The organism is Nonomuraea sp. AD125B, assembly GCF_041402765.1.
In the GTDB taxonomy this organism is placed as follows: Bacteria; Actinomycetota; Actinomycetes; order Streptosporangiales; family Streptosporangiaceae; genus Nonomuraea; species Nonomuraea bangladeshensis.
In genome coordinates this window covers 199,823-213,729 of the sequence record NZ_JBGLOU010000003.1, presented here as the reverse complement: position 1 = coordinate 213,729, position 13,907 = coordinate 199,823, and the positions used below count along the sequence as shown (strand labels likewise).

Here is a 13,907-nt window from a genome sequence, read left to right as displayed (position 1 = left end):
GCCCTTTCTCTTTGGCCGGACACAGATGCCGGTGCGGCGGGCGCTGGGGTGGAACCCGCGCCCGCCGCACCGGCTTTTCAAGAACCTCGGCTACCCGTTGCCGCCCAGCTCCCGGTCGAGAATCTCGAACAGCTCCTCGGCGGAGGCCGCGGCGAGCAGCTCGTCCTCCTCCGCCTTCGCCGAGGAAGGATCGTCCGTCACGGCGGGAGCGGGCTCGGGGGCCTCCGGCTCGGCCGGGGCCAGCCGCTCGGCCAGGTACCGGGCGACCGCGGTGGCGTTCGGCTGGTCGAAGGCGAGCGTGGCGGGCAGCGGAAGCCCCGTACGCCGGCGCAGCCGGTTCCGCAGCTCGACGGCGGCCAGCGAGCTGAAGCCGAGCTGCACGAAGCCGCGCTCGGCGTCGATCACGTCCGCGCTGTCGTGCCCGAGCGCCATCGCCGCCTCGGCCTGGACCAGCTCAAGCAGCATCCGGTCCCGCTCCCGCGCGGGCATCCCGGCCAGCCGCTCCCGCAGCTCCGTCGTGCCGTTCGACTCGCCGGCCCGTTCGGCCGCGGCGGCCGTACGGCGCGCGCCCACGAGGTCGCGCAGGAGCGCGGGCAGGTCGTCGCCACGGGCCCGCAGCGTGCGGACGTCCGGCTGGATCGGCGCCAGCACCGGCGCGGGCACGCGCAGCGCCGCGTCGAACAGCGCCAGCCCCGTGTCCGCGGAGATCGCCGGTATGCCCAGGTTGCGGACCCGGGCCAGGTCGCTCTCCTGCAGCGGCCCGCCGAGCCCGGTGTCCACCGCCCACATTCCCCAGGTCAGTGAGGTGGCGGGCAGCCCGGCGGCGGCGCGCTCCGCGGCGAGCGCGTCGAGGAAGGCGTTGGCCGCCGCGTAGTCGCCCTGCCCGGCGGCCAGCACCATCCCTCCGGCGGAGGAGAACAGCACGAAGCGGGCGAGGTCGTGCTTCTGGGTGAGCTCGTGCAGATGCCAGGCGGCGTCCGCCTTGGGCCGCAACACCCGGTCCAGCCCTTCCTCCGTCAGCGTGCCGAGCACGCCACCGGCCACCACACCAGCGGTGTGCACCACGGCGCGAAGGTCGGGGATGCCCTCCAGCAGTGCGGTGAGGGCGTCCCGGTCGGCCACGTCGCAGGCGGCGACGGTCACTTCGACGCCCTGTCCGGTCAGCTCGTCGCGGAGCTCGGCGGCTCCGGGGGCGTCCAGGCCACGGCGGGAGACCAGCAGCAGGTGCCGTACGCCGTGCTCGCCGACCAGGTGCCGGGCCATGAGGGCGCCCAGGCCGCCGGTGCCGCCGGTGATGAGCGTGGTCCCGTCGACCGGCCAGGTCGCGTCGTACGGGTCCACGGCGCGGGACACCCGGTCGGCGAGACCGGCGCGGGTCAGCCGGGGGACCCACGGCCGGCCGTCACGGATCGCCAGCTCGGGCTCGCCGGCGGCCAGGGCGACGCGTACGCCGTCCGCCTGCTCGCCGGCCCGGTCCAGGTCGACCAGGATGATCCGGCCGGGGTTCTCCTCCTGGGCGGCCCGCACCAGGCCCCAGACCGCGGCCCGCGCCGGATCCGGCGCCTCGGTGTCGCGCACCGCCACGGCACCCCGAGTGACCACCACCACCGGCCGGGCGTCCCCCGCGGCCGACCAGTCCTGCAGGCCGGTGAGGACCGGACGCAGGGTACGCCGCACCCGATCCGGCACACCGCCGCCCGACGGCTCGCCGGTGGCGTCGATGACGAGCGCGTCGGAGGCGTTCACCGGGCCGAGAGGAGCCGACGGCGCGGCCGGCCGCCACGTCACCGCGAGCAGCGAGTCCGAGGACGGACGGGCCTGCGCCAGCTGGTCGGCCTGGACCGGCCGGGACACCACCGTCTCCACGGTGGCCACCGGCCGTCCGGTGGGGTCGGCCAGGTCCAGCCTGGTGACCTCGTCGCCGTCCAGCCGGCGTAGCCGTACCCGCAGCGTGTCGGCGCCGGCGGCGTGCAGGGTGACGCCGTGCCAGTTGAACGGGATCAGCGTCGCCTTCGGCCCGGCCACCAGGTCCACGTGCATCGCGGCGTCGAGGAGCGCGGGGTGCAGGCCGTACCGGGTGGTCTGTCCGGCGTCTTCGGGGAGCGTCACTTCGGCGTAGAGGTCGTCGCCGTGTCCCCAGGCGTTGGTGAGGCCGTGGAAGGCGGGGCCGTAGCCGTAGCCGTGGTCGACCAGGCGGTCGTACAGGCCGGTGACGTCCAGTCGCTGGGCGTCGGGCGGTGGCCAGGCGTGGCGCAGGTCGGCGGGGATGGACGGGGTCGGGGTCAGGGTTCCGGTGGCGTGCCGGGTCCAGTTCCCGTGCTCGTCCTTGGAGTGGATGCCGATCTGACGGCGGCCGTCCTCGCCGGGTGCGGTCACGGTGACCTGTACGACGACGCCGCCGCTGGTGTCGGGGATGGGCAGAGGGGTGTAGAGGGTGAGCTCGTCGATGGCCGGGCAGCCCACCTGGTCGCCCGCGCGCAGGGCGAGCTCGACGAAACCGGTGCCGGGCAGGATCGCGGTGCCGTTGATGAGGTGGTCGGCCAGCCAGGGCTGGGCGGTGACCGACAACCGGCCGGTCAGGATGGCGCCGCCGTCGGGCTGTTCCACCACCGCACCCAGGATCGGGTGGTCGGCGGCCGTCTGGCCGAAGGCGGCCAGGTCGCCGGTCGGGGCGGGCTGGAGCCAGTAATGCCGCCGCTGGAAGGGATAGGTGGGCAGGTTGAGATGGCCGGTGCGGGTACCGGTGGCCCAGTCCACGCTGGTCCCGCAGGTCCAGGCCTGGCCCAGCCCGGTGACCAGTTGGGTGGTCTCGTCGCGGTCGCGGCGCAGCAGCGCCACCACCGAGGGCTCGTCGTCGATGAGGGTTTGTTCGATCATGGGGGTGAGCTGGGCGTCCGGGCCGGCCTCGATGAAGCAGCTGACTCCGTGCTCGCGCAGGGTGGTGATGGTGTCGGCGAACCGGACCGGGCGTCGTACGTGCTCGACCCAGTAGCCGGGCTCGGTGACTTCCTCGTCGGCCAGGTCACCCGAGACGTTGGACACCAGCGCCATCTCCGGCCGCCGCAGCGTCAGCCCCGACACGACCTGCTCGAACTCGGCCAGCATCGGCTCCATGAGCGGCGAGTGGAACGCGTGCGACACCCGCAACGGCCGCGTCCGGTGCCCGCGCTCCCGCGCCCACTCGATCACCTGCTCCACCTGGTCGGCCGCGCCGGAGACCACGACCGCGCCGGGCGCGTTCACCGCCGCGACCGAGATCTCGCTACGCCCGGCCAGAGCCTGGGCGATCTCTTCTTCGCCGCAGCCGATCGCGGCCATCGCACCGCCGGTCGGCAGTGCCTGCATCAACCGGCCGCGAGCGGCCACCAGCCGGCACGCGTCCGCCAGATCCAGCACCCCGGCCACATGCGCGGCGGTGATCTCACCCAGCGAATGCCCGGCCACGAAGTCGGGCTGGACCCCTAGTGATTCCAGGAGCCGGTACAGCGCCGTCTCGAAGGCGAACAGCCCGGCTTGCGCGAACACGGTCTGGTCCAGCACCCCATCGGCGCCACGCTCGCCGAGGATGATCTCCCGCAGGTTCCCTGCGGTATCGAGTTCGGCCTCCAGGAGCGCACACGCTTCGTCGAAGGCGCGGGCGAACACTGGGAAAGCCGCATACAGGCCGCGGCCCATCCCGGGCCGCTGGGCACCCTGACCGGAGAACAGCACCGCCACCCGGCCCGGCCGCACCCGGCCCACGACCGCAGCCGCAGGCTCACCGGCGGCCAGCGCTCGTAGCTCGGCCAGCAGCTCCTCCCGGTCCGCTGCCGGCAGCACCGCCCGGTGCTCCAGCGCGGCCCGGCGCGTCAGCCCGGCCGCCACCTCCACCGGAGTAACCTCGTCGTGTTCAGCCACGAACCCGGCCAGCTGGTCGGCCTGCGCCCGCAGCGCTGCCTCGCTCTTGGCCGACAGCAGCACCGGAAGGAACGGGAGCGTGTCCGGCGCGCTCGCGGCCGGTGGTTCCTCAGCGGGCGGCTCTTCGACAATCACATGAGCATTCGTGCCGGAGATGCCGAACGACGACACTCCCGCCCGGCGCGGCCGGTCCGCGGCGCGCGTCCAGGGCCGGGGTTCAGTGAGCAGCTCCACCGCGCCGCCGGACCAGTCCACCTTGGACGACGGCGCATCGACGTGCAGTGTCTTGGGCAGCAGCTCGTGCCGCATCGCCAGGATCATCTTGATCACACCGGCGACCCCGGCCGCCGCCTGGGTGTGGCCCAGGTTGGACTTCACCGATCCCAGCCACAACGGCGACTGCCGGTCCTGGCCGTAGGCGGCCAGCAGCGCCTGGGCCTCGATCGGGTCGCCCAGCGCGGTGCCGGTGCCGTGTCCTTCGACCACGTCCACCTGCGCGGGACCGATCCCCGCCGAAGCCAGCGCCTGAGCGATCACCCGCTCCTGAGAAGGACCGTTCGGCGCCGTAAGCCCATTCGAGGCCCCGTCCTGATTGACTGCGCTGCCGGCCAGCACCGCCAGCACCTGGTGCCCGTTACGGCGGGCGTCCGAAAGCCGCTCCACCACCAGCACACCGACGCCTTCGCCCCAGCCGACACCGTCAGCCGCCTCGGCGAACGACTTGCACCGCCCATCAGCAGCCAGCCCTCGCTGGAGACCGAAGTCGGTGAAGGTGTCCGGCGTGGACATCACGGTCACGCCACCGGCCAGCGCCAGATCGCACTCACCGGCGCGCAACGCCTGAGCCGCCAGATGCAGCGCCACCAGCGACGACGAACACGCCGTGTCCACCGACACCGCCGGCCCTTCCAGGCCGAACGCGTACGCGACCCGCCCGGACACCACGCTGGCCAGGCTGCCGTTGCCCAGGTAGCCGGCATACTCCTCCGGCACCCGGCCCGGCCGAGTGCCCCAGTCGTGGTACATCACTCCGGCGAACACGCCGGTCGAGGTGCCGCGCAGCCCGGACGGGTCGATGCCCGCCCGCTCCAGGGCCTCCCACGAGGTCTCCAGGAGAAGCCGCTGCTGCGGGTCCATCGCGGTGGCCTCACGCGGGCCGATATCGAACGGAGCAGGATCGAAGTACGCCGCGTCGTGCAGGAACCCGCCCTGCTGGGTGTAGGTACGACCCAGCTTGCCGGGCTCCGGGTCGTAGAGGCCGGCGATATCCCAGCCTCGGTCGGTGGGGAAGCCGGTGACGCCATCACGGTCGTCGATCAGCAGTTGCCAGAGGTCTTCGGGGCTGGTGACCTGGCCGGGGAACCGACAAGCCATCCCGACAACCACGATCGGATCACCAGCAGGGCCATTGGACGGGGCGGCCTGGACCGGGCGGCGGGCCACGGTACCCGACAGGGCCGCGTCCAGGTGCGTGGCCAGCGCACGCGGAGTGGGGTGGTCGAACACCAGGGTGGGAGTGAGCCGCAGCCCCGTCACCGCGTGCAGCCGGTTACGCAGCTCCACCGCGGTCAGCGAATCGAACCCGAACTCCTGGAAGGGCCGGTCGGCATCGATGGCCTGAGCACTGTCGTGGCCGAGGGTGGCCGCCGCCTCGCCGCAGACCACGTCCAGCAACCGCCGCTGCCGCTGCGGAGCGGACAGATGCGCCAGCTCCGCCACCACCGGCCGTGCCTCATCATCCCCAGAGGCGTCGGCGGAGGCGGCTGCGGCGGGGCGGGCGGCGGGACCGGCCAGCTCACGCAACAGCGCCGGCAGATCGCCACGCCGGCCCAGCGCGGCGGGATCGAACCGGGCCGGCACCAAAAGCGCCCGACCGGTTTGCAGGCCGGCGTCCAGCAGGGCCAGGCCCTGCCCCGCGGTCAACGAGATGTGTCCTGCGGCGCGCATCCGCGCCTCATCCCGCGCACTGACGCGGCCGGCCATGCCGCGCTCCTCGGACCACGGCCCCCATGCCAGCGAGACCGCCGGCAAACCGGCAGCGGTCCTGGTCACGGCCAGAGCATCGACGAAGGCGTTGGCCGCCGCGTAGTTCCCCTGCCCGGCCCCGTCCACGACCCCGGCCAGCGAGGAGAACACCACGAACCGGGCCAGATCAGCATCGCGGGTCAGCTCGTGCAGATGCCAGGCCGCGTCCACCTTCGGCCGCAGCACCGACTCCACCCGCTCAGCCGACAACGACGTGATCACCCCGTCATCGACCACCCCCGCCGCATGCACCACGGCACGCAGGTCGGCGATGTCCTCCAGCACCACGGCGAGCGCATCCCGATCAGCCACGTCACAGGCGGCGACGGCGACCTCGGCACCCTGCCCGGCCAGCTCCTCACGCAGCTCGGCAGCCCCAGGGGCATCCAGACCACGCCGGGAGACCAGCGCCAGATGCCGCACGCCATGCTCAGCCACCAGATGCCGCGCCACCAGCGCACCCAGCCCACCGGTGCCGCCGGTGATCAGCGTGGTCCCATCGACCGGCCAGGCCGCCACGCCCTCCTCGCCGCCCACCAGACCAGCCTGGCCAGGCGCGTCTTCCGAACCGGGCGACGTGACCCGCCTCAGACGCGGCGCCCACAACTGACCGCCGCGCAGCGCCACTTCCGGCTCACCGGAAGCCAGCGCCGCCGCCACCGCGTCGTCGCTCGCCTCACCGGCTGCCGTTTCCACATCCACCAGTGTGATCCGGCCCGGATTCTCCGCCTGCGCCGCCCGTACCAGGCCGAACACCGCGGCCTGAAGCGGATCCACCTGCCCGCCGTCGGTGGCGACCCCACCTCGGGTCATCACCACCAACCGGGCGTCGTCGACCGGTTCACGAGTCAGCCACTCCTGCAAGCGAGCCAACACCGAACCCACGCCACGGCGCAGGCGGTCCAGCAGCTCACTGTCGGCGGTTCCGGCCCACTCGGTGGCATCGATCACCAGGTCCGCGCCGACGCCGCCCGACGACACCGTGGCGTCCACCGGCCGCCACACGATCTCGTGCAGCCACTGGTGCGCCGCTGAGCGCGAACTCGACCACTGCGCGGGCACCGAACGGTAAGCCAGTGACGTCACCGTGGCCAGCGGCCGGCCCACGGGGTCGGCGAGGTCGAGCCGCACCGCGGCATCGTCGTCCGGGCGCAGCCTGACCCGCGCCGCCCGCGCCCCGTCGGCATGCAGCGACACCCCGCGCCAGGCGAACGGCAGCGCCGTGTCCTGGTCGTGGCCGGGCAGCAGGTCGGTGGCGTGCAGGGCCGCGTCGAGCAGCGCCGGGTGCACGCCGAAGCCCGTTGCCTCGATCCCGTCCGGCAACGCCACCTCGACGAACACCTCTTCGCCGCGGCGCCAGGCCCGGGTGAGACCGCGGAAGGCGGGGCCGTAGTCGTAGCCACGGTTGGCCATCGCCGCGTAGAGGCCGCTGACGTCGAGCGGCTCCGCGCCCGGCGGCGGCCAGTCAGCGAGCTCCTGTGCCGACGCCGGGACGGGAGAGAGGAAGCCGGTGGCGTGCCGGAGCCAGACACCGTCTTCGCCGATGGAGTGGATCTCCACGGGCCGCCGCCCGTCAGCGTCGGATCGGCCGGCGATCACCTGGATCGTCACCTGACCCCGGCTCGGAAGCTCCAGGGGGGCGTGCAGGGTGAGCTCGTCGATGGCCGGGCAGCCGACCTGGTCGCCCGCGCGCAGGGCGAGCTCGACGAAGGCGGTGCCGGGCAGGATCGGGGTGGCGTTGATGGCGTGATCGGCCAGCCACGACTGCGCGGTGGCCGACAACCGCCCGGTCAGGATGGCGCCGCCGTCGGGCTGCTGCACCACCGCGCCCAGGATCGGGTGGTCGGCGGCACCCAGACCAAGCGCGGCCGGGTCACTGGCCGGGGCGGGCTGCAGCCAGAAGCGGCGGTGCTGGAAGGGATAGGTGGGCAGTTCCAGGTGCCTGCTGCGGGCCCGGATGGTCCAGTCCACGTGGGTGCCACACGTCCAGGCCCGGCCCAGACTGGCGATCAGTTGGGTGGTCTCGTCGCGGTCGCGGCGCAGCAGCGCCACCACCGAGGGCTCTTCGCCGATGAGAGTTTGCTCGATCATGGGGGTGAGCTGCGCGTCGGGTCCGGCCTCCAGGAAGTGGGTGACCCCGCGCTGCCGCATGACCTGGACGCCGTCGGCGAACCGCACCGGCCGCCGCACGTGCTCCACCCAGTAACCGGGTTCGGTGACTTCGTCGCCGGCCAGCTCGCCCGAGACGTTCGACACCAGCGCCAGCTCCGGCCGCCGCAGCGTCAACCCCGCCACGACCTGCTCGAACTCGGCCAGCATCGGCTCCATGAGCGGCGAGTGGAACGCGTGCGACACCCGCAACGGCCGCGTCCGGTACCCGCGCTCCCGCGCCCACTCCACGACCTCGGCGACCTGATCGGCCGCACCCGAGACCACCACCGCGCCCGGCGCGTTCACCGCCGCCACCGAGACGTCGCCGTGCAGCACCGGGACGATCTCGTCCTCGCCGCACCCGATCGCCGCCATCGCGCCGCCGGCCGGCAACGCCTGCATCAACCGGCCACGAGCCGCCACCAACCGGCACGCGTCCGCCAGATCCAGCACCCCGGCCACATGCGCCGCGCTGATCTCCCCCAGCGAATGCCCGGCCACGAAATCAGGCCGGACCCCGAACGACTCCAGCAACCGGTACAGCGCCGTCTCGAAGGCGAACAGCCCCGCCTGTGCGAACACGGTCTGATCGAGCATCCCATCGGCACCACGCTCGCCGAGGATGATGTCCCGCAGGCGCACGTCACCGGCCAGGCCGGTCACGGCCTTACCGAGTTCGGCCTCCAGAAGCGCACAAGCCTCGTCGAAGGCCCCGGCGAACACGGGGAAAGCCGCAGACAGCTCACGCCCCATCCCAGCCCGCTGAGCACCCTGACCGGAGAACACCACCGCCACCCGGCCCGGCCGCACCCGCCCCTGCACCACCGAAGCCGCCGACTCACCGGCAGCCAGCGCCCGCAGCCCCGCCAGCAGACCCTCCCGGTCCGCCACCGGCAGCACCGCCCGGTGCTCCAGCGCGGCCCGGCGCACCAGCTCGGCCGCCACCTCCGCCGGATCGGCCGCGTCATGCTCGGCCACGAAGGCGGCCAGCCGTTCGGCCTGCGCCCGCAGTGCCGCCTCGCTCTTGGCCGACAGCAGCACCGGAAGCGCGGCGGTGTCCTCAGCGGCCACGCCCGCGGGCTCCTCGACGGGCGGCTCTTCCAGGATCACGTGAGCGTTCGTGCCGGAGATGCCGAACGACGACACCCCCGCCCGGCGCGGCCGGCCCTCGACCCGCGGCCACTGCCGGGCCTCGGTCAGCAGCTCCACGGCCCCGCCGGACCAGTCGATCTTCGTCGACGGCGCGTCCACGTGCAGCGTCTTGGGCAGCAGCTCGTGCCGCATCGCCATGACCATCTTGATCACGCTGGCGATGCCGCCGGCCGCCTGGGTGTGGCCCAGGTTGGACTTGGCCGAGCCCAGCCACAGCGGCGTCTCCCGGTCCTGCCCGTAGGTGGCCAGCAGCGCGTGCGCCTCGATCGGGTCGCCCAGCCCGGTGCCGGTGCCGTGCGCGTCGACCGCGTCCACGTCCGCCGGCTCCAGCCGGGCGGCGGCGAGCGCGTCCCTGACGAGCCGGCGCTGCGCGGGCCCGCTCGGCGCGGTCAGCCCGTTGGACCTGCCGTCCTGGTTGATCGCGGTGCCGCGTACCACGGCCAGCACCCGGTGCCCGTTGCGGCGGGCGTCCGACAGCCGCTCCACCACGAGCACCCCGACGCCCTCGGAGAACCCGGTGCCGTCCGCGGCGTCGGCGAACGCCTTCACCCGGCCGTCCGGGGCCAGCCCCCGCTGCCGGCTGAACGCGGTGAACATGCCCGGGCTGCCCATCACGGCCACCCCGCCGACCAGGGCCAGGGAGGATTCGCCCGAACGCAGGGAGGCGCAGGCCAGGTGCAGCGAGACGATCGCGCCGGAGCACGCGGTGTCCACCGTGATCGCCGGCCCGGACAGGCCCAGCAGGTAGGCGAGCCGGCCGGTGACCACGCTCGGCGCGTTGCCGGTCATCAGGTAGCCGTCCAGGCCCTCCGGCGCCTGGTGGACGCGTACGCCGTACTCGTGCACCTCGGCGCCGAAGAACGAGCCGACGGGCTGGTCGCGCAGCGACGTCGGGTCGATGCCCGCGTGCTCCAGGGCGGCCCAGCAGGTCTCCAGCACCACCCGCTGCTGCGGGTCCATGGCCAGGGCCTCGCGCGGGTTGATGCCGAAGAAGTCCGCGTCGAACCCGGTCGCGTCGGGCAGGAAGCCGCCGCGATCCACGTAGCTCTTCCCTGGGGCGTCCGGGTTCGGGTCGAAGAGGTTCTCCAGGTCCCAGCCGCGGTCGGTGGGGAAGCCGCCGAGCACCTCGCGTTCCTCGGCGAAGATCCGCCACAGTGCCTCGGCGGAGTCGGCGCCGCCGGGGAAGCGGCACCCGATGCCGACGATGACGATCGGGTCGTCGTCGGCGGCGGCGTCGGGAGCGGCGTCCGCGCGCCCCGACCCCGGCTCCGGCACGGGCAGACCGAGTACGGCGGCCCTCACGTACTCGGCGACCATTTCGGGCGTGGGGAAGTCGAAGGCCAGGGTCATCGGCAGCGTGACGCCGGTGGAGGCCTCCAGCCGGTCGTGCAGGTCCACCGCGGCCAGCGAGTCGAGGCCGAGCTCGCGGAACGGCCGGCTGGAGGTCACCTCGGCCAGCTCGCCGCCCTCCACGCCGAGCAGCGCCTCCCGGGTGTCCCGGAGCACCAGTTCCAGGAGCACCCGGCGCTGCTCCGCGACGGGCAGCTCGTCGAGTCCGTCGAGCCCGGCCTCGTTGGGGCCGCCGTGCTCGCCTGGAAATGCCATCATGCGCTCCGGGGGTCGGGGTTCAGCGGCGGGTCGTAGACCCGTTGGCGTTGCAGCTGGGAGACGGAGACGACCTCGCCCCCGCGGATCACCACTTCGGTGGGCGCGGGGCGGCCGAGGAACAGCGACAGGCTGGCGGTGAGGCCGTACGCGCCCGCGTGCGGGATGGTCACCAGATCGCCGGGTGCCGGGTCGGGCAGCTCGACCTCGCGGGCGAGCAGGTCGCCGGGCGTGCACAAGGGCCCGGCCAGCGCGGCCTTGCGGCCGGGCGCGGCGGCCTGCGGCGTGTCGCCGTCCGGTGGCGTGGGCTTGACCTGGACCGGGAGCAGCCGGCCGAGCCCGGCCATGCCGCCGAACGCGTTGATCCCCGCGTCCAGGATGGCGAAGGTGCGGCCCCGGCTCTCCTTGATGTTGATCACGGTGCTGTGCAGCTCGCCGCAGTCGGACACCAGGTAGCGGCCGGACTCGCAGGCGATGCTCGGCCGGCCCTCCCGCCACTGCGGCAGGTGCCGGTCCAGCGCCTCTTCCAGGCCCTTGCGCAGGTTCGGGTAGCCGGGCCGGGTGCCCGGCACGCCGTACGGCGCGGAGAACCCACCGCCGAGATCCACCAGCTCCAGCGGTTCGCCCAGGATGCGCTGCACCTCCGCGGCGACCGTCACGGTGTGCTGGAACTCGCCGATCAGGCTGTCCTCGTCCGCGGCGTTGCTGAGCGGGAAGAAGTGGGCGCCGATGATCCGGACGCCGGGAACCGCGCGCATCGCGTCGACCTGCGCCGGCAGATCCTCCATGTCGTTGCCGAACTGGGAGGGCGTGCCGGTCATCCGGATGCTGGTGGCGGCGGCCGCGGTGGCGCTGTTCACGCGGAGCAGGCACTTGGCGACGACGCCCTGCGCGGTGGCCGCGGCGCCGACGTGTTCGAGGTCGGTGAGCGACTCCACGGAGAACAGCCGCACCCCGGCGGCGATCGCCTCGGCCAGCTCGCCCGCGGTCTTGCCGGGGCCGGTGTACATGCACTCCGCGCCGGTGAAGCCCGCGGCCAGCGCGGCGGCCAGCTCCCCGGTGGAGCTGATCTCCGCACGGCAGCCGCCGCCGGGGGCCGTACGCAGCGCGCGGGCCACGTCCGGGTGCGGGTTGGCCTTGAGCGCGTAGTAGATCGCGGTGCCTTCCGGCATGAAGTCGGCCAGGTCCCGGTACGCGGCCGTGACCCGGTCCAGGTCGTACACGTAGAGCGGGGAACCGAACCGGCGGACCAGCTCCTCACGGGGGATTCCCGGCGGCTTGCGGTGGGGCTCCGCCTGCCGCGTCGCGTCCGGGAGCGACCCCTGGGGAGCGGACGCGGCCGGGCGCGCGTCCTGCGCGTGCAGGTCGCGCAGCCGGTCGCGGGCGTACTTGCCGTGCGCGGACTGCGGGATCTCCTCGACCACCCGGCAGACCGCGGGCACCTTGGCCGGCTCCAGCCGGGCGGCCAGCTCGCGGAGGACGGCGTGGGGCTCCAGCTCCGCCCCGTCGGCGGCCTCGACGAAGATCGCGAGGTCGTGCTCGCCGTCCGGGGGCAGCGCGGCGGCCGCCCTGACCCCGGCGATGTCGAGCGCCGCCGCCTCGATCTCCACGGTGCTCATCCGGATGCCCTTGCGTTTGAACATGTCGTCCCTGCGGCCGTCGAAGTAGAGGTAACCGTCCTCGTCGAGGTGGCCGTAGTCGCCGGTGTGCAGCCGCAGCTCCCCCGTCCGCGGGTCGCGGCGGAACGTCCTGGCGGTCACCTCGGGGTTGCGCCAGTACCCCGGCATCACGTGCGGGCCGGTCACCACGATCTCCCCGGTCGTCCCGGTGGGCACCGGGTTCCCGTCGGGGTCGAGGATGTGTACGGCGGTGCCGGCCAGCGGCCGTCCCACGGAGTCCGGGCGCTCCCGATCCTCCTCGGGAGGCATGACGGAGATGCGCTTGCACTCGGTCTGGCCGAACTGGCGGACCACCCGCGCGCCGGGGAAGTGGGTCCGCAGCGCCTCGATGGTGGTGGCGGGCAGCGCCGCGCCCGTGTTGGTGAACAACCGCACCCCGGTGGTGGGCTCGCTCTTCCGCTGCGCCGAGGCGATGATCATGTTGGCCAGCGAGGGCACGATCGGCACCACGGTCGCCCGGGTCTTCCTGAGCTGGTCGACCAGCCGCAGGTCGGCGCCGGCGTCGGCGAAGACCACCTCGGCGCCCACGGCGCAGGTCATCAGCAGCTTGTACAGCCCGTAGTCCCAGGACATCGGGAAACGGCAGAAGACCACGTCGTCCGGGCGGTAGCCGAGCGCCTCGACGAGCGCCACGGTGGCGAAGCAGACCTGGGCGTGGGGGAGGATGACCGCTTTCGGCTCCGCCGTACTGCCCGAGGTGTACACCAGCGCGGCCAGGTCCGCGGGGTCGAGCTCACTCGGCACGGCCACGCGCGCCCGCCGGCTCGCGAGCTCGGTCACCTCGGCCCAGACCGTTTCGAAGTCGTGGACCGGTGCGCCGGTGAGAGCGCGTACGGCGTCGGGTTTTCCGCCGGCGGATTCGACGATCACCAGCGCGGGTTCGGCGTTCTCGAGCACCGAACGCAGGTGGAAGCTCTTCATCGCCGGGTTGAGCGGCACGAAGACGGCGCCGCGGCGCGAGACGCCGAAGAACAGCGCCGCCAGCCGGCGGTCGGTGGGGGCCTGCACCACCACGCGCATGCCCTGGCCAACGCCCTGCCGGTCCAGCCAGTAATCCACCGCGTGGCCGAACGTATCCAGTTCGTGATAGTTCCAGATCCCGGTGGAGTCCCGTACCGCTGGCGACTCGGGAAACTCCGCTGCGCTTTGGTCGAGAAAATCGTGGATGAATGTCCCGTTGTATCTCGGCCGGTTATTCCGCATAATCGACGATCTCCCTCAGGCGGCGGAGTTCAGGCTAAGCCGGGGCCGCGCCCCAGATGTACCCCTAGCCGCCCCTAACGTCGGGGCCGGTCGGCCTATGGTGGCGTTCAATAAGTCGCTCTCTTTCCAGCGGGTTTACGCGGGGATTTCGCGGCATTCGAGCCGTCTTTCATGAGCAGGGCTCACCAGGCCGGC

The 13,907-nt window shown here is 73.3% G+C and carries 2 protein-coding genes; both read right to left on the bottom strand.

Annotated features, from left to right (window positions below):
• Window positions 1–90 precede the first annotated feature (90 nt).
• Window positions 91–10,833, bottom strand: a complete 10,743-nt coding sequence (locus ACBR40_RS10250) for an SDR family NAD(P)-dependent oxidoreductase (RefSeq protein ID WP_371248490.1) — start codon at window positions 10,831–10,833, stop codon at window positions 91–93.
• Window positions 10,830–13,712 carry an AMP-binding protein gene (locus tag ACBR40_RS10245; RefSeq protein ID WP_371248489.1) on the bottom strand — a complete coding sequence of 961 codons (2,883 nt, stop codon included), beginning with the start codon at window positions 13,710–13,712 and terminating at the stop codon, window positions 10,830–10,832. Before ACBR40_RS10245 ends, ACBR40_RS10250 begins: the two co-directional genes overlap by 4 nt.
• Window positions 13,713–13,907 lie beyond the last annotated feature (195 nt).